At 68.2% G+C, this 17,009-nt stretch carries 16 protein-coding genes, 1 pseudogene and 1 riboswitch; of the genes and pseudogenes, 3 read left to right on the top strand and 14 right to left on the bottom strand.

What is annotated here, in order from left to right; genetic code table 11:
* Nucleotides 1–70: 70 nt before the first annotated feature.
* The 7 genes from GJG85_RS26605 to GJG85_RS26575 all read right to left on the bottom strand — a co-directional run bounded on the left by GJG85_RS26605 (nucleotide 71) and on the right by GJG85_RS26575 (nucleotide 5,332).
* On the bottom strand, nucleotides 71–1,012 hold the full coding sequence (locus tag GJG85_RS26605; RefSeq protein WP_089488977.1) for a CopD family protein: 942 nt from the start codon (nucleotides 1,010–1,012) through the stop codon (nucleotides 71–73).
* Nucleotides 1,009–1,389: a copper homeostasis periplasmic binding protein CopC gene (gene copC, locus GJG85_RS26600; protein WP_089489699.1), complete on the bottom strand. Its 381-nt coding sequence runs from the start codon at nucleotides 1,387–1,389 to the stop codon at nucleotides 1,009–1,011. The genes GJG85_RS26605 and copC overlap by 4 nt, the downstream gene beginning before the upstream one ends.
* 14 nt (nucleotides 1,390–1,403) lie before the next feature.
* Nucleotides 1,404–1,751, bottom strand: coding sequence for a copper-binding protein (locus GJG85_RS26595; protein WP_204384014.1), 348 nt, complete (start codon nucleotides 1,749–1,751; stop codon nucleotides 1,404–1,406).
* 66 nt (nucleotides 1,752–1,817) lie between these two features.
* Nucleotides 1,818–3,113, bottom strand: a complete 1,296-nt coding sequence (locus tag GJG85_RS26590; RefSeq protein ID WP_089488975.1) for a copper oxidase — start codon at nucleotides 3,111–3,113, stop codon at nucleotides 1,818–1,820.
* 1 nt (nucleotide 3,114) lies between these two features.
* A complete protein-coding gene (locus GJG85_RS26585) occupies nucleotides 3,115–4,617 on the bottom strand; it encodes a TolC family protein (RefSeq protein ID WP_089488974.1) in 1,503 nt (500 codons plus the stop codon).
* Nucleotides 4,614–4,895, bottom strand: a complete 282-nt coding sequence (locus GJG85_RS26580; protein ID WP_050017696.1) for a hypothetical protein — start codon at nucleotides 4,893–4,895, stop codon at nucleotides 4,614–4,616. Before GJG85_RS26580 ends, GJG85_RS26585 begins: the two co-directional genes overlap by 4 nt.
* A gap of 89 nt (nucleotides 4,896–4,984) precedes the next feature.
* Entirely contained in the window at nucleotides 4,985–5,332 is a 348-nt protein-coding gene (locus tag GJG85_RS26575; RefSeq protein ID WP_050017680.1) for a hypothetical protein, read from the bottom strand.
* Between the two features lie 232 nt (nucleotides 5,333–5,564).
* On the opposite strand from GJG85_RS26575, the gene GJG85_RS26570 reads away from it, so the two are divergent.
* Together GJG85_RS26570 and GJG85_RS26565 are read left to right on the top strand one after the other, a co-directional pair.
* On the top strand, nucleotides 5,565–6,236 hold the full coding sequence (locus tag GJG85_RS26570) for a heavy metal response regulator transcription factor (RefSeq protein ID WP_050017679.1): 672 nt from the start codon (nucleotides 5,565–5,567) through the stop codon (nucleotides 6,234–6,236).
* On the top strand, nucleotides 6,233–7,642 hold the full coding sequence (locus GJG85_RS26565; protein WP_050017677.1) for a heavy metal sensor histidine kinase: 1,410 nt from the start codon (nucleotides 6,233–6,235) through the stop codon (nucleotides 7,640–7,642). Before GJG85_RS26570 ends, GJG85_RS26565 begins: the two co-directional genes overlap by 4 nt.
* A 23-nt stretch (nucleotides 7,643–7,665) precedes the next feature.
* On the opposite strand, the gene GJG85_RS26560 is transcribed toward GJG85_RS26565, so the two are convergent.
* The 4 genes and pseudogenes from GJG85_RS26560 to GJG85_RS26545 all read right to left on the bottom strand — a co-directional run bounded on the left by GJG85_RS26560 (nucleotide 7,666) and on the right by GJG85_RS26545 (nucleotide 10,457).
* On the bottom strand, nucleotides 7,666–8,874 hold the full coding sequence (locus tag GJG85_RS26560; protein WP_050017676.1) for an MFS transporter: 1,209 nt from the start codon (nucleotides 8,872–8,874) through the stop codon (nucleotides 7,666–7,668).
* Between the two features lie 119 nt (nucleotides 8,875–8,993).
* Nucleotides 8,994–9,167 (bottom strand): annotated as a pseudogene (locus GJG85_RS26555) (DUF1289 domain-containing protein); the annotation flags it as partial.
* A gap of 2 nt (nucleotides 9,168–9,169) precedes the next feature.
* On the bottom strand, nucleotides 9,170–10,165 hold the full coding sequence (dmeF, locus tag GJG85_RS26550) for a CDF family Co(II)/Ni(II) efflux transporter DmeF (protein WP_204384011.1): 996 nt from the start codon (nucleotides 10,163–10,165) through the stop codon (nucleotides 9,170–9,172).
* 16 nt (nucleotides 10,166–10,181) lie between these two features.
* Nucleotides 10,182–10,457 carry a metal/formaldehyde-sensitive transcriptional repressor gene (locus GJG85_RS26545; RefSeq protein WP_124554331.1) on the bottom strand — a complete coding sequence of 92 codons (276 nt, stop codon included), beginning with the start codon at nucleotides 10,455–10,457 and terminating at the stop codon, nucleotides 10,182–10,184.
* A 115-nt stretch (nucleotides 10,458–10,572) separates the two neighbouring features.
* A riboswitch (yybP-ykoY riboswitch) is annotated at nucleotides 10,573–10,740 on the top strand.
* Between the two features lie 69 nt (nucleotides 10,741–10,809).
* Between GJG85_RS26545 and GJG85_RS26540 the strand changes: the two genes are divergently transcribed.
* Nucleotides 10,810–11,820 (top strand): sodium:calcium antiporter, encoded by a 1,011-nt coding sequence (locus GJG85_RS26540; RefSeq protein ID WP_204384004.1) that lies wholly within the window; start codon nucleotides 10,810–10,812, stop codon nucleotides 11,818–11,820.
* A 92-nt stretch (nucleotides 11,821–11,912) separates the two neighbouring features.
* Here the strand turns inward: GJG85_RS26540 and GJG85_RS26535 are convergent, their stop codons facing one another.
* From GJG85_RS26535 to GJG85_RS26525, 3 genes are read right to left on the bottom strand one after another with little or no spacing between them, the layout of a single operon-like run.
* Nucleotides 11,913–12,281 carry a copper-binding protein gene (locus GJG85_RS26535; protein WP_124631804.1) on the bottom strand — a complete coding sequence of 123 codons (369 nt, stop codon included), beginning with the start codon at nucleotides 12,279–12,281 and terminating at the stop codon, nucleotides 11,913–11,915.
* Nucleotides 12,278–15,484 (bottom strand): efflux RND transporter permease subunit, encoded by a 3,207-nt coding sequence (locus GJG85_RS26530; protein ID WP_204384003.1) that lies wholly within the window; start codon nucleotides 15,482–15,484, stop codon nucleotides 12,278–12,280. The genes GJG85_RS26535 and GJG85_RS26530 overlap by 4 nt, the downstream gene beginning before the upstream one ends.
* Nucleotides 15,481–17,004 (bottom strand): efflux RND transporter periplasmic adaptor subunit, encoded by a 1,524-nt coding sequence (locus GJG85_RS26525; protein ID WP_089489698.1) that lies wholly within the window; start codon nucleotides 17,002–17,004, stop codon nucleotides 15,481–15,483. Before GJG85_RS26525 ends, GJG85_RS26530 begins: the two co-directional genes overlap by 4 nt.
* Nucleotides 17,005–17,009 lie beyond the last annotated feature (5 nt).

Raw genomic sequence — 17,009 nt, 5'->3', positions numbered from 1 at the left:
CCGTGATCGCCATGCGTCGTACTGCCGCGCGTCGCTCATGCCGCGAATCCTCCGCCGAAAAAACGCCGCGCTAGACCGTCCCCGGCAACGCGCTCGACACGAGCACGGCCGCCACCATCAGCACGCCGCCGAGCACGACCGCCTCGACGCGCAGCACCGTGCCGAACCGCTTCAACGCGCCGGCCGGCATCGCGACGGCCGGGTCCTGCAACGCGGCGAGCAGCTTCGGCATCCCGAAGAACCGGTTGTGTCCGCCGAGCATCGCGGCAATCAGCACGAGCACGAGCTTCAGCAGCAGGATCTGCCCGTACGTCGACGCGAACAGGTTGGCGGGCGTATCGACACCGCGCCAGCCGTTGTACGTGCCGGTCGCGAACAGTACGACCAGCGCGTAAGTGGACGCATCGGACAGCGACTGCACGAACGATGCGCCCGTCGCGCGTTCGCTCGCCGGCATGCGGACGAGCCGCGGCATCACGCCGAACGCCGTCACGAGCACGAGCCCGACCCACGCGCTGATCGCCAGCAGATGCAGCCAGTCGGCCCACACGGGGACGCTGAACGGCCCGGCGTCCACCGGATGCCCGCCGTTGCTGCGAGCGAGCGCGACACCGGCGAGCGCGGCCACCATCGCGAACGGAAACCGCGTGTCGTTCGCATGCGAGACGAACGACAGCAGCACGACGACGAGCATGAATGCGGTGCCGGCCAGCCACGCATGGCCGAACCCGGTGCCCGCGAGCATCGAATAAACCGCCGGCCCCGCGTCGAACAGCGACACTTCGCTCATCAGCGCGCAGTGCGCCCAGAACGCGGTGACGCTCGCGAGCAGCGATACGACGGACGCGCTGCGCAGCGTCGCGACGAGTCGCCGCCCGACATCGTGTTGCCACACCGATGCGCCGCGCGCGAGCCAGTGCCGGCCGAGCAACGCGCCGACGACGACCGCGAACCCGGCGTTCTGGATCGCCACTGACACGAGCCGCAGCAGGCCGACGATGCCGTCGTTCATCCCTTCACCCGGAACGTATACGTGCCCTTCGTGCGATGCGCATCGGCCGTCATCGCCACCCACTGCACCGTGTATGCGCCGGCCGCAAGCTTCGGTATCGCGACGGTCATCACGCGCGGATTCGACGCATCGACCTTCGCCTTGTCCTGCGTGACGGCGTTGCCGCTCGCGTCGGACACCTTCACCGAGCTGAACGCCGGTTCGAGATCTTCGTTGAACGTGAGCCGCACCGTATCGGGCGCCGCGTCGACCGTGCCGCCGGCCGCTGGCACCGCGCCTTCGAGCTTGCCGTGGGCCGAAGCCGCGGCCGGTGCCATCGCGAAGAGGGCGGCCGCCGCGGCGAACGCGGCGAGCCCTCCGGAAATCGTGCTGGTCATGTTCGCGCTCCGCATCACGGCTTCTTCAGTTCGACGACGGTCAGCGCGCCGTTCACGTCCTCGGCGACGAAGTCGATCGTATCGCCCACCTTGACCTGCGACAGCATCGCCGGGTCCTTGACCTTGAACACCATCGTCATCGCATCCATCCCGAGGTTCTCCAGCGGACCGTGCTTGATCGTCAGCTTGCCGGCGGCCATGTCGATCTTGCGAATCTCGCCGTGCGACATGCGCTGCGCCGCCGCGGCGCCCTGCTTCGCGCCGCCGCTCATGTCCATGCCGGCCATGTCGCCGACCGCGTACGACGCGGCCGAGAACGCCAGCGCGCACCCCGTCGACATCAGAACCAGTCCTTTCTTCATCGTGTCGACTCCCGTGTGAGTGAATGGAAATCGACGGCCGCATCGGTGCGGCCGCCGCGTGCTGCTTCAGCCGTCCGGCAATTCGCCGGTGTATTCGTGCGCGACCGTGCCCTTCGGATGCCGGAACCAGCCCGGATCGCGATAGTCGTTGCGGCCGAGCCCCTGCCGCACCTTGAGCACCGTGAACATGCCGCCCATCTCCAGCGGCCCGAACGGGCCCGTGCCGGTCATCATCGGCAGCGTGTTGTCGGGCAGCGGCATCTCCATGCCGCCCATCGCGCCGCCCGTGCTGCCCATCGCCATGTAGTCGGGCACGAGCTTGCCGATCCGCTTCGCGAGATCCTTCTGCGGCACGCCGATCAGGTTCGGCACCTGGTGGCCCATCGCATTCATCGTGTGATGCGACTTGTGGCAATGGAACGCCCAGTCGCCCGGACGATCGGCGGTGAACTCGATCGCGCGCATCTGGCCGACCGCGACATCGGCCGTCACTTCGGGCCAGCGCGCGGCCGGCGGAATCCAGCCGCCGTCGGTGCCCGCGACCTCGAAGCTGTAGCCGTGCAGGTGGATCGGGTGATTCGTCATCGTCAGGTTGCCGAAACGAATCCGGACGCGGTCGCCGGCGCGCACCGGCAGCGGATCGATGCCCGGAAACACGCGCGAGTTGAAGGTCCACATGTTGAAATCGGTCATCTCGTTCACGCGCGGCGTGTAGCTGCCCGGGTCGATGTCGTACGCGGCGAGCAGGAACACGAAATCGCGATCGACCGGCATCGTGCCGCGATCCTTCGGATGCACGATGAACATGCCCATCATCCCCATCGCCATCTGTACCATCTCGTCGGCGTGCGGGTGATACATGAACGTGCCGTGCGCTTCGAGCTGGAACTCGTAGACGAAGGTCTTGCCGGGCGGAATGTGCGGCTGCGTGAGGCCGCCGACGCCGTCCATCCCGTTCGGCAGCCGCAGCCCGTGCCAGTGGATCGTCGTGTGCTCGGGCAGCCGGTTGGTCACGAAGATCCGGACCTTGTCGCCTTCGACGGCCTCGATCGTCGGGCCCGGCGACTGGCCGTTGTAGCCCCACAGGTTCGCGTTCATGCCGGGCGCCATCTCGCGCACGACGGGCTCGGCCGTCAGGTGGAATTCCTTCCAGCCGTTCTTCATCCGCCACGGCAGCGACCAGCCGTTCAGCGTCGCGACGGGCGTGTACGGGCGGCCGTTCGGCGGCACGAGCGGCGGCTGCGTGCCGGTTTTCGCCATCGTGGGCGCTTCGGGCAGCGACGCGGCGCCGGCCTTGCTGACCATCGCCGCACCGAGCAGCGCGGCGCCCGAGCCGCTGAGAAATTGTCGACGGGACACCATGTCAATGACCTTCCGGATGCGGTTGCGTGGCGGGCGCCGGCGGCGCCGCTGGAGGGGAAGCCGGCTGCGGCGCAGCGTCGGCCTTCGAAGCGGATTCGGGTGCTGATTCGGCGGAGTTCGTCGCGCGCGGCGTAGCACCCGACGACGGCAACCGGCCGCCGACCGCCATCTGCAGATCGGTTTCCGCGAGCCAGTAGTCCTTCAGCGCGTCGATGTAGCCGTTGACCGCGCCGACCTGTTCTCGCGCATCGGTCAGCAGCTCGAACACGCTCGCGAGCATCCCGTTGTAGCGCAGCAGCAGTTCGTCGGAGATCGTCTTGCGCAGCGGCACGACTTCGTCGCGGTAGTGCGTGGCGACGTCGTAGCTGGTGACGTAAGCCGCGTACGATTCGCGCACTTCGGAGCGCGCATCGATGGCGGTTTTCGCGAGCCGGTTCGCGGACTGCATGTAGATCGCCTCGGCGCGCGCGACCTTCGCTCCGCCCCAGTCGAACAGCGGAATCTCGACGCTGATCTCGTAGCCGTGCTCGTGGCCCTTGCCGGTTTCGTAGTCATTCACGTAGCCGAGTTCGACCGCGTTGACGAAGCGCGTGGCCTTGCTCAGGCCGAGCGACGACGCGACGCCCTGCGTCTGCAGCTTCGCCGCCTGGATGTCGAGGCGGTTGCTCATCGCGAAGCGTTCGAGATCCGGCAGGTCCGGGCGCGCCTTCGGTAAATCCGGCAAGCGTTCGGGTAGCGCGTATCGCGTGCGTTCGCCCCACAGCCCCATCGCGCGCGTGAGCTTCTCGCGGGCGGCGACGGCCTGCTGGCGCGCCTTCGCGTACTGGGCGACCGCATCGGCATGAAACGCCTGCTCGCGTGCGTAGTCGAGCCGGCTGAAGTTGCCGGCCTGCCGCATGCGCAGCGCGAGTTCGGCGGCCGCGCTCGCGGCGTCGCGCACCTGCTGCGCATAGTTCGCGGCCTGCTCGGCGGCGACCGCTTCCACGTAGGCGCGGCGCGCATCGGCCGCGACCTTCAGCATCGCGTCGGCCGTTTCGAGCTTGGTCTGCTCGAAGCGGCGGCGTTCGATCTTCGTCGCGAGCGGCATCGTCAGCAGCGCGAACACGTTCGCCGAGAACGTGCGGCCGAGCGTCAGCTCGCCGTCGCCGGCACGCGTGCGGCTGAACGCGAAGCGCGGGTTCGGCAGCCGGCCGGCCTGCACGAGGTCGGCCTCCGACAGCCCGAGTTCCGCGTACGACGCCTGCAGCCCGCGGTTGTTCAGCAGCGCGACCTGCACCGCGTCGCCCATCGACAGCGGTTTCGCCAGCAATTCCCGTGTCCGCCGGTCGACCGCTTCGCGGTCGGCGTCGGTCCGCACCACTACCGCGTCCTTCCCGATGCGTTCCGATGCGACCGACGACACGGCGTCGAACCCGCCGTCCTTCGAAAACGTCGTGCAGCCCGCGAGGAGCGTCAGCACGACCGCGGCCGCGCCGATCCGAGGCGATATCGCGAGCGTCGTCATCGCGTGGCCCCTCCGTGCGTCGAATGGGCGGCGCCGTTGCCGGCCGCGCCGCCGCTCGTGCGCCCTTTCGCAGGTCGCTCCACCACCTCCCGGTTCAGTTGCTTCCAGCCCGGGCCTGCGTCGTCCTCATACCGCTGGTAGCCATCGAACGCGGACGTCACGGTGACGTCCGGCACCGACGCGGCGGCGTCCGCCGGGTCGGGAAACGCGGTTTGCGCGGGCGCGAGCGACGGCACGAGGGCCGCCGCGCCCCACAGCGCCGCAATGATCAATCGCATGAACATGTCTCGTCGTAAGTCGTCCGGCGCAGCGTGATGCGGTGGCCGGAGCAAATAGCGGATCGCGGCGGGTCGGCCGCGGACAGGAACTAGACGGGCATCCTGCGAGGCGGCCGGTCGATGCCGCCGGTCAGGAACGACACGTCCCCGGCCGAACGCGGCGGCGCGACGGTCGTGACGCCGACGCTCGCCGCGGCCGGCGCCTCGAGCGCGCCCGGCATTGCGGAGCCGAAGCAGCAGGACACGCACGCGGCACATGACGACGCATGCCGCGCGTGATCGTGATGGCCGTCCTGCGCGGTCGGCATCGTGTGCAGCGCTTGGTCCTCATGCGGCACGGCAGCGCCCGCGCACGGCATCGAAACAGCCGCGAACGACTGGATCGGCAGGCTCAGCGCCAGCAACACGACGACGAGGAAGGTGCGCCAGTACGACATGGATGCGAAATCAGGCAGGCAATGATCGTTAGGGCCGGCGCGTCGCACGACGGCACGCTCCGGGGACAAGACGGCCGCAGCTTATCGCCGCCGCGGTGACGACGACATGGCCGAAACATGACCGGCCTTTCATGACAATTCCGTCATCCGCCGATCATCGTTCGCGCACGCGCGGCGCCGTACGCTCTGGCGTTACACTGACCGGCTGGAATCACGGACGGCCTGCCTCACCATGCGGATACTGATAGTCGAAGACGAACCCAAGATGGCGTCCTACCTCCGGAAGGGCTTGATGGAGGCGAGCTACACGGTCGATGTCGCGGAAAACGGCCAGGACGGGCTGTTCCTCGCGCTGCACGAGGATTTCGATCTCGTCGTGCTCGACGTGATGCTGCCGGAACTGGACGGCTTCGAGGTGCTCAAGCGGCTGCGCGCGCAGAAGCAGACGCCCGTGCTGCTGCTCACGGCCCGCGACGCGATCGAGGACAAGGTCGCCGGGCTCGAGCTCGGCGCCGATGATTACCTGCTCAAGCCGTTCGCGTATGCCGAGTTCCTCGCGCGCATCCGCTCGCTGCTGCGGCGTGCGCCGCGCAACGTGCGCGACATCCTGCACGTCGCCGATCTCGAAATCGATCTGCTCAAGCGCCGCGTGCGGCGCGCCGACACCCGCATCGACCTCACCGCGCAGGAATTCGCGCTGCTGCAACTGCTCGCGGAACGCGAGGGCGAGGTGCTGACGCGCACCTTCATCACGTCGCAGATCTGGGACATGAATTTCGACAGCGACACGAACGTCGTCGACGCGGCGATCAAGCGCCTGCGCGCGAAGATCGACAACGCGTACGAGAAGAAGCTGATCCACACGATCCGCGGGATGGGCTACGTGCTCGAGGATCGTTCGTGACCGCACACGCCGCTTCGTATTCGCTGCTGCGACGCCTGACGCTCGCGTTCGCCGCGGTCGCGGCGCTCGTGTTCGCGCTGACCGGCGCGTATCTGTACCGGTCGCTGTCCGCCGAGCTGACGCGGCGCGACGACATCGAGATCTCCGGCAAGCTCAACCAGTTCCTGCAGCTCGCGCGCGCCAGCGGATCGACGGCCGCGCTACGCGCCGACCCGGCCGTGTTCCACGACGTGCTGCTGTCGCATCCGGGCGTCTACCTCGGCATCTACGATGCGCAAAACCGTCCGCTCGTCGAGCATTCCGACGAAGCCGGCAACACGCTCGCGTCGGTGATCGCCGCATCGCATCGGGCAGGCAGCGCCGACGGCCCGTTCACCTGCGCGCCGCCCGGCATCGGCACGTCGCGCTGCGTGTCCGCACGCGAGACACTGCCGTCCGGCGAAACGATCCAGGTCGCACTCGCACGCACGGCGACCGATCGGCAATCGCTGCTCGAAAGCTATCGCGTCGATATCTGGCTCGCGGCGGCCGTCGGCGCGCTGCTGGTCGGCGCGCTCGGCTACGCGGTCGCGTCGCGCGGCCTGCGCCCGGTCGAAAGCCTCGGCCGGCAGACGTCGCGCATCGAGGCGCACAACCTGAACGCACGCCTCGACGCGCGCGGCGGCCCGGTCGAATTGCGCGAGCTCGCCACGTCGGTGAACCGGATGCTCGACCGCCTCGAACGCGCGTTCGTGCGGCTGTCGCAGTTCTCGTCGGATCTCGCGCATGACATGCGCACGCCGCTTGCGAACGTGATCAGCTCGTCGCAGATCACGCTGTCGCGTGCCCGCACGGCCGACGAATACGAAGCGCTGATCGAATCGAACATCGAGGAATGCGAACGGCTGCAGCGGATGATCGAGAACATGCTGTTTCTCGCCCGCACCGACAACGCGCGGCAGCACCTGAAGGCCGCCGAACTCGACGCGGGCAGCGAATTGCGCCGGCTCGCGTCGTATTTCCAGGCGCTGGCCGACGAAGCCGGCGTGCGCATCGACGTGCATGGCGAAGCGCCGGTCGTCGCGGACGCGACGCTGTTCCGGCGCGCGGTGAGCAATCTCGCGTCGAATGCGCTCGAACACGCGGAAGCCGCATCGACGATCGAGCTGGCCGTGTCGACCCAATGCGGTTACGCGGTCGTCGAAGTCACGAATCGCGGCGTTGCGATTCCGCCCGAACAGGTCGAACGGATCTTCGAGCGCTTCTACCGGATCGATTCGTCGCGGCACGGCGCGGCGCGCAACGCGGGGCTCGGGCTCGCGATCGTGAAGTCGATCATGGAGCTGCATCGCGGCAAGGTGGAAGTCGCGAGCCGCGACGGGCGCACGACGTTCGCGCTCTACTTTCCGCGCGACACCGATAGTTAGACGACGCGCCGCCGCGCTCGGCGCTAGCGTTCCTGCGCGGCGGCGAACGACGTACGAACGCACACGAGCAGCACGATGGTCGCCGCGCTGAAGATAGCCCCCGCGTAGAACGTGGCCGCGGCGCCCGCCCGATCCCACAGCATGCCCGCGACGACGCTCGATACGAGCGTCACGATGCCGCTGATCAGGTTGAACACGCCGAACGCCGTGCCTCGCAATTCGGCCGGCGCGGCCTGCGCGACCATCGTCGCGAGCAGCCCTTGGGTCATCCCCATATGGAGTCCCCACAGCGCGACGCCGACGAGTACGGCCGGCCAATGCGCGCCGTGCGCCAGCACGATGTCGGCGGCAATCAGCAGCACGAGCCCGATCACCATCAGTTTCGTGTGGCTCGTCGTATCGGCGAGCTTGCCGAACGGGTAAGCGGACAATGCATACACGACGTTCATCGCGACCATCACGAGCGGCACGAGCGCGACGGGCACGCCGCTGCCCATCGCGCGCAGCACCAGGAACGCTTCGCTGAAACGCGCGAGCGCGAACACGCCGCCGACGGCGACGACCCACCAGTAGCGGGCGCCGAGTTGCGCGACGACCGCGCGGCGGATCGGGTTCACGCGCTTCTCGCCCGGCGCACGCGCCGGCTCGTCGATGCCGAACGCGAGCAGCGCCACGGCCAGCACGCCGGGAATCACGGCCAGCCAGAACGCGAGGCGGAAATCGTCGCGCCACACCAGCATGATGACGACGGCCAGCAGCGGCCCAAGGAACGCGCCCACCGTGTCGAGCGACTGGCGCAACCCGTACGCGGCGCCGCGCAGGTGAACGGGCGTGACGTCGGCGACGAGCGCGTCGCGCGGCGCGCCGCGAATCCCCTTGCCGATGCGGTCGACGATCCGCGCGGTCACCACGACGCCGATCGTCGGCGCGATCGCGAACAGCGGCTTGCTGAGCGCGCCGAGCGCGTAGCCGGCGACCGCGAGCCATTTGCGATTGCGCAGGTAGTCGCTCAGCGTGCCGGAGAACACCTTGACGACCGGCGACGTCGCCTCGGCGATCCCTTCGATCACGCCAATCGTCGTCGCGCTCGCGCCAAGGCCCGCCATCAGGAACATCGGCAACAGGCTGTGGATGATTTCGGACGACACGTCCATCAGCAGGCTGACGCAGCCGAGCACCCACACGCTGCGCGGAATCTGCCGAAGAATGCCGGTCGGTGCGTCGGTCTGCATGGATCGCTCCCGGTTCAGGCATCGTGATGCCGAATGCCTGTGATGCTACCGCATGCTCGCAACCCTGATCGCAGACCGAGGCACGCGTGCGCGCTTGCTATCGCGCCGCGTCGCGCCGCGTCGCGCCGCAGCTTCGCCTGCCGCCGCGTACGATCGTTCAGTATCTGGTGTCGGCGATGATCGGTCAGCTTCTTCCAGTCGCGCGCCTCGTCGCGCGTGCGCAAGCAGCCGACACAAAAGCCCGTGCGGCCGTCGAACGCGCACAGCCCGATACACGGCGATTTCACGGCCACGATCAGGCAGCCTTCCCACGCGTCATCACTTCGACGGTCACGTGCGACACGCCGTCGAAGCGCGCGAGCAGCGCATGGTAGAAACGCGCGTCGCGCGCGGCGTCGCCCGATTCGACCGACACGATCGCACTCATGTGCCCGGGGCCCACGCGCCATACATGGAGGTCGTTGACCTTGTCGCCGAGCGCCTCGATCGCGCGGCGCACGTTGTCCGTCAGCCTGCGGTCGACGTTGACGTCGAGCAGGATCCCGCCCGTATCGCGCATCAGCCCATACGCCCAGTTGGCGATCACCAGCGCGCCGACGATGCCCGCGAGCGGGTCCATCCAGACCCATCCGAACGCGCGCGCGAGCAGCAGGCCGACGATCGCCAGCACCGACACGGCCGCATCGGCGATCACGTGAACGTAGGCCGACTGGATGTTGTGGTCGCGATGCGCGGCCGAGTGCGAACCGTGAGCATGATGCGCGTGGTGCGCGTCGTCGTGGTCATGATCACGGTCATCGTGGTGGCCGTGCCCATGCGCGTGATGATGATCGCCGCTCAGCAGCCACACGCTCGCGAGATTCACCGCAAGCCCCAGCACCGCAATCGGAATCGCTTCGCCGAACTGGATCGGCACCGGCGCCAGCAGGCGCGCGATCGCCTCATAGCCGATCAGCAACGCGATCATCGCGAGCACGATCGCGCTCGTGAAGCCGGCCAGGTCGCCGAGCTTCCCGGTGCCGAACACGAAGCGCGGATCGTCGGCGTGCCGGCGCGCATAGGTATAGGCCAGCGCCGCGATCAGCATCGCGCCCGCGTGCGTCGACATGTGCAGCCCGTCGGCGACCAGCGCCAGCGAGCCGAACAGCGTGCCGCCGACGATCTCGGCGATCATCATCGCCGTGCACAGGCCGATGACCATCCACGTCTTCCGCTCGTTGCGCGCATGTGCGGCGCCCAGGAACGCGTGGCTGTGCGCGCCGCCCGCCGCCGCGCCGTTGAATTCGTTCATGTTTCGATCCGGTGACTTACTTGAAATAGCTGTGCACGACCTCGATCAACTGCTCGGTCGCGCTGCCTTCGTGTGCGTCGGGCGTATCCGCATCGACGAGATGCGACCGGATGTGGTCTTCCAGCACGACGGCCAGCAAGCCGTTCATCGCGCCGCGGCAGCTCGTGATCCGTTGCAGCACGTCGTTGCAGCCGCGCTCTTCCTCCAGCGCGCGCTCGATCGCTTCGACCTGCCCCTTGATACGGCGCACGCGGTTCAGCAGCTTCTGTTTCTCGCGAACGGTATGACTCATCGATGGCTCCTGTATAGGGTAGGGGAGTATATCTCCGGACGCTTTCCCCTATAGGACGGAGGGGTATATTTTTCGAGACGAAGGCTTGTCGAACGAAAACCGCTCGGCTAGACTGGTTTTCGTCTTTGGGGAGTAGCCTGCTTTCCGTCACCGGAAAGCGAGCGCGTCAACACACTCGGCCCGCGGCCGTGGCGCGTTCGGCCTGATCGGCTTGGCGAGACCATCGGCACATCGCGTCGTTCCTGGTCGGACGCCGGCGGATGTGTCATGGTTCGTCAGCGTCCGACCACGGAGTCCCCATGTTCCTTCCCGCTCGTCTCCCTCACGCCACCGCTGCCCGCGGAGGTGCCGCATGACCTTCATGTTCGTCGAACTGGCGTTCATGCTGATCGTCATCCTCATCGCCGCCGAAGTCTTCACCAATGCGCTCGAACATCTCGGCGAACGCCTGAAGATTTCCGAAGGCGTGACCGGCTCGCTGTTCGCGGCCGTCGGCACCGCGTTGCCCGAAACGATGGTGCCGCTGCTCGCGCTGGCCGGCGGCACGTCGAACCAGGCCGTGAACGAGGAGATCGGCGTCGGCGCGATTCTCGGCGCGCCGCTGATGCTCGCGACGCTCACCACGCTCCTGATGGCGCTCGCCGTGATCCGCTCGCGCGGGCTGCGCGGCACGATCGCGCCCGAACGCACGGGCTTCGTGCGCGACATGAACACCTTCCTCGCCGCATTCTCGCTGGCGACCGTCGCGATGTTCGTCCCGCATCACAACTGGACCGTGCGCGCGCTGCTCGCCGCGATGCTGGTCGGCCTCTACGTGGTGTACGTCGTGCTGACGTTCCGCGCGTCGACCGGGCTCGTCGACGCCGGTCACGGCACCGAGGCGCCGCACGCAATGTTCCTGTCGCGCGTCGGCCTGCCGACCAACCTGTCGACGATCTTGCTGCAACTGCTGATCGGCGTCGCGCTGCTGGTCGGCGGCGCGAAGGGCTTCATTCACGGTGTGGAAGGCGTGTCGCACGCGCTCGGCGTGTCGGCGTTGCTGCTGTCGCTGATCATCGTGCCGATCGCGACGGAACTGCCGGAGAAGGTCAACAGCGTGCTGTGGATTCGCCGCGGGAAGGACACGCTCGCGTTCGGCAACATCACCGGCGCGATGGTGTTCCAGGGCACGCTGCTGCCGGCGATCGGCATCATGCTGACGCCGTGGGAGCCGCGCCCCGAAGTGCTGACCGGCGTGATCGTCACGCTCGCGGCGGCGGCCTGGCTGCGCGTCAATGCACGCACGCGCGGGCTCGCGATCTGGGCGTTGCTCGCGAACGGCGCGGGGTATGCGGGGTATCTGGTGGTGACGCTGACGCGCTGAATGCCGGTCGGGCGCGCCGGCCGACGAACACGTCGGCGCGGCGCGTTTCATGGCACCCGACGCGGGCGACGGCAACGCCCGCATCCGGACGATCAGGAACCCTTGACGAGTTTGACGATCGTCAACGTACCGTCGACCTTCTCGATCCGCACCCTGACCTTGTCGCCCGCATGCGCTTGAGCAAGCATCGCCGCGTCCTTCGCCTTGAACGCCATCGTCATCGGCGGCATCCCGACGTTCTCCAGCGCGCCGTGCTTCAGCGTGATCTTGCCGCTCGCGGCATCGACCTTCTTCACTTCGGCGTCCGTCAGCGCGGCATTCGATTCCGCCGCACCGTCCGACGACATCTTCATGCCGGACATGTCCATGCCCGACATCTCGCCGGCGGCGAACGCCGGTACCGCGAACGCACTCAGCGCGACGACAGCGGTGGCAGTAGCGATCAATTGATTCATCTTCAACGTGATTCTCCGGTTGGGATAGATGGCACGTTCGTGCCGGAAGGAACTGCATCGGAATGCCGCGCGCGGCCCGCGCTTCGCGCACGACGGCGCTGAAGCAGAAGCCACGCGGCGGGAATGACGAACATCGACAAGAGCGGCGCCGTGACCATGCCGCCGACCATCGGCGCGGCGATGCGCTGCATGACTTCGGAGCCGGCGCCGTGGCCGATCATGATCGGCACGAGCCCGGCGAGCACGACGGCGACCGTCATCGCCTTCGGCCGCACGCGCAACACCGCGCCTTCGCGAATCGCGTCGAGCAGCAACGCATCGGTCAGCGGTTCGCCGGCATCGAGCCGGCGCTGCAGCGCGCCCTTCAGGTACAGCAGCATCACGACGCCGAATTCGGCGGCCACGCCGGCCAGTGCGATGAAACCGACCGACGTCGCGACGGACACCGCATGGCCGAGCGCCCACACGAGCCAGAACCCGCCGACCAGCGCGAACGGGACCGTCGACATCAGCAGCAACGCGTCGGCCGCCGAATCGAACGTGACGAACAACAACACGAAGATCACGACGAGCGTGACAGGCACGACGGTGCGGAGCGTCGCCGCCGCGCGTTCGAGGTACTCGAACTGACCCGACCACGCGATCGAATAGCCGGGCGCCAACGCGACCTGTTGCGCGACGGTCTGCTGCATCGCACGGACGGCCGTGCTGAGATCGATACCGCGGAGATCGACGTACACGTAGCCGGACAGCCGCGCGTTTTCGCTGCGGATCATCGGCGGCCCGTCGGCGATCGCGACGTGCGCGACGTCGCCGAGGCGGATCTGCGCGCCGCGCGCGGTGACGATCGGCAGTTGCCGCAGGTTCTCGAGCGAATCGCGGATCTCGCGCGGATAGCGGATGTTGATCGGGAAGCGCTCGCGCCCGGCGATCACTTCGCCGACGTCCTCGCCGCCGATCGCCGACGACACGACCGACTGGATATCGGCCACCGACAGCCCGTAACGCGCGGCGGCGAGCCGGTCGATGTCGACGTCGATGTAGCGGCCGCCGTTCAGCCGTTCCGCGAGCGCGGACGTCACGCCCGGCACGCGCTTCACGGCTGCCTCGACCTGCGTCGCGATCGCGTCGATCCCCGCCAGGTCCGGCCCGGAAATCTTCACGCCGACCGGCGTCTTGATCCCGGTGGACAGCATGTCGAGCCGGTTGCGGATCGGCGGCACCCATACGTTCGACAAGCCCGGCACCTTCACCGTCCGGTCGAGTTCGTCGACGAGCTTCTCCGGCGTCATGCCCGGCCGCCACGCGCTGCGCGGCTTGAAGCGGATCGTCGTCTCGAACATCTCGAGCGGCGCCGGGTCGGTCGCGGTATCGGCGCGGCCCGACTTGCCGAACACGGTGTCGACCTCCGGCACGGTCTTGATCAGCCGGTCGGTCTGCTGCAGCAACTCGCTCGCCTTGTCCGCCGAGATGCCCGGCAGCGCGGTCGGCATGTACAGCAAATCGCCTTCGTCGAGCGGCGGCATGAATTCGCTGCCGAGCCGCGACAACGGCACGGCGGTCAGCACGAGCGCGACGACCGCGACGCCGATCGCGGCCCACGGGCGCCGCAGGGTCGCTTCGAGCAGCGGCCGGTACAGGCGAATCAGCGCGCGGTTGATCGGGTTCGCGTGCTCGGGCGGAATGCGGCCGCGTACCAGATAGCCCATCAGCACCGGCACCAGCGTCACCGACAGCCCGGCGGCGGCCGCGATCGTATAGGTCTTCGTGAACGCGAGCGGCGCGAACAGCTTGCCCTCCTGCCCTTCCAGCGAAAACACCGGAACGAACGACAGCGTGATGATCAGCAACGAGAAGAACAGTGCCGGCCCGACCTCCGCGGCCGACGCCGCGACGATTTCCCAACGGCGCGCAGTGGTGATCGGCTCGCCGGGATGCGCGCGGTCGTATGCTTCCAGATGCTTGTGCGCGTTCTCGATCATCACGATCGCCGCGTCGATCATCGCGCCGATCGCGATCGCGATTCCGCCGAGCGACATCAGGTTCGCGTTCACGCCCTGGTAGCGCATCACGATGAACGCCGCCAGCACGCCGAGCGGCAGCGACAGGATCGCGACGAACGCGCTGCGCAGATGGAACAGGAACACCGCGCACACGATCCCGACGATCACGAATTCCTCGATCAGCTTGTCCCTGAGGTTGTCCACCGCGCGTTCGATCAGCTGCGAGCGGTCGTACGTCGTGACGATCTCGACGCCGGGCGGCAGCGAGCGCTTCAGGTTGGCGAGCTTCGCCTTCACCGCGTCGATCGTCGTCAGCGCGTTCTTGCCCGAACGCATCACGACGACACCGCCCGTCACCTCGCCCTGCCCGTTCAGCTCCGCGATCCCGCGCCGCGTCGCCGGGCCGACCTGGATGCGCGCGACGTCGCCGAGCAGGACCGGCGTGCCGGTGTCGTCGGTGCGCAGCACGACGTGACGGAAATCGTCGAGCGTGCGCAGGTAGCCGGACGAGCGCACCATGTACTCCGACTCGGCCAGCTCGACGACCGAGCCGCCGGAGGCCTGGTTGGCCTTGCCGAGCGCCTCCGCGACCGTCGCCTGCGTGATGCCGTACGCGCGCAGCTTGTCCGGATCGAGCACGACCTGGTACTGGCGCACCATGCCGCCGATGCTCGCCACTTCCGATACGTCCGGCACGGCCTTCAGCTCGAACTTCAGGAACCAGTCGTTGAGCGCGCGCAGTTGCCCGGCATCGTGGTGACCGGTGCGATCGACGAGCGCGTATTCGTATACCCAGCCGACGCCGGTCGCATCCGGCCCGAGCGACACGGTCGCGCCCGCCGGCAGGCGGCTCTGCACCTGGCTCAGGTATTCGAGCACGCGCGAACGCGCCCAGTACGGATCGGTGCGGTCGTCGAACAGCACGTAGACGAACGCGTCGCCGAACGACGAGTACGCGCGCACGGTTTTCGCGCCCGGCACGCCGAGCAGCGTCGTCGTCAGCGGATAGGTCACCTGATCCTCGACGACCTGCGGCGCCTTGCCCGGATACGACGCCTTCACGATCACCTGCGTGTCCGACAGGTCGGGTAACGCGTCGAGCGGCGTCTGTCGCAGCGACTGCACGCCCCATGCCGCGAGCAGCACGGTGGCCAGCAGCACCAGAAACCGGTGATGGACGGACCAGTGAATGATGCGCGTGATCATCGCTCGCCTCCCTGCGGCTCGACCTTCGTCAGTCGGTAACCGTCATCGGTCTGCGTGAACGCGAAACGCACGGTCTGGCCCGGCTTCACGTCCGGAAACGCGTGTGCCGACGGCTTGCCGAACGCCATCGTCATCGCGCCCCAGCCAAGCGCCGGCACCGGTTGATGCGAGAACGTGATGTCGTCGGCCGTGACGTTCTCCACCTTGCCGGTGGTTTCGTAAGCCGGCGCGGTTGCCGTCGCGGATGAGGCGGCCGCGCTTGTGCCTGCCGCCCGCTCCAGCCGCGGCAGCACGCTTTTCAGGCTGGCTTCCGAATCGATCAGGAACTGCCCCGACGCGACGACCGTGTCGCCTTCGTTCAGCCCGCCGAGCACTTCCGTGTCGCCGCCGACGTCGTTGCCGACCGTCACCGACACCGGCTGCAGCCGGCCGTCGCCGTGCTTCGCGATGACGATCGTGCGCCGGCCGGTCGCGATTACCGCCTCGGACGGCACGAGCAGGCGCGACGCCTTCTCCTGCGCGGCGACCTTCACGCGCATCAGCATGCCGGGCGTGAGCTTCAGCGACGCGTTGTCGATCTCCACGCGCGCCTGCAACGTACGGCTGCCCGTGCTGATGCCGGGCAGCACTTCGCGGATGCGGCCGCTGAAATGCCGGGCCGGATCGACGGCGAACGTCGCGTCGACCGACATCCCCGGCTGCACGTTCAAGGCGAGCGCTTCCGGCACCTCGACGATCAGCCACAGCGTCGACAGCCCGGCGATCTTCGCGAGTGTCTGGCCGGGCGCGACCATCGCGCCGTCGCGCACGTTCAGCTCGCTGACGACGCCGCTCTCCGGCGCGCTCAGCACGACGTGCGTCTGCGCGCGGCCGGTGCGATCGAGGGCCGCGATCATCGCGTCCGGGATCGATAGCGCCCGCATCCGTGCGCGCGCCGCATCGAGCAGGCTGCCGTCCATCCCGCCGCGCTTCAGCGCGAGATACTCCTCCTGCGGCGCGAGCCAGTCGGGCACGAACAGCGATGCGACCGGCGCGCCCTTCGCAATGCGCTGCATCGGCGCACGCGCATACAGACGATCGATGTAGCCCGTCACGCGCGACTGCACGACCGCCGCGCGCGCTTCGTCGAACTGCGTGGTGCCCACCGCGTCGAAGCCGGCCGCCGTCTGCTGCCGGCGCACGGTCGCATAGCGAATGCCGAGGTTCTGCTGCAGGCCCGGATCGATCCGGATGCCCGCCGCGGCACCGCCTTCGTCCGCATAGACGGGCTGCAACTGCATGTCCATGAACGGCGATTTGCCCGGTTTGTCGAAGTGCTGGTTCGGCACCATCGGGTCATGCCAGTACAGCACCTTGCGCGAGGCCTGCTGAGCCGGCACGCCCGACGGCGCGGCGGCGGGCATGGCGGCCGTCGCCGCGCCGCGCGTCGCATGGCGAACGCCCGCGAAATAGCCGGCGCCGGCGAGCGCCGCGCCGGCGAACGCGATCAGCGCCGCACGCATCAGTGATTGCCTTGTCATGAGCG

The sequence above is a fragment of the Burkholderia sp. MS389 genome (genome assembly GCF_016899425.1).
Classification (GTDB): Bacteria; Pseudomonadota; Gammaproteobacteria; order Burkholderiales; family Burkholderiaceae; genus Burkholderia; species Burkholderia sola.
Note: the sequence above shows the minus strand (reverse complement) of the source record. Positions and strands in the feature narration are given on the sequence as shown.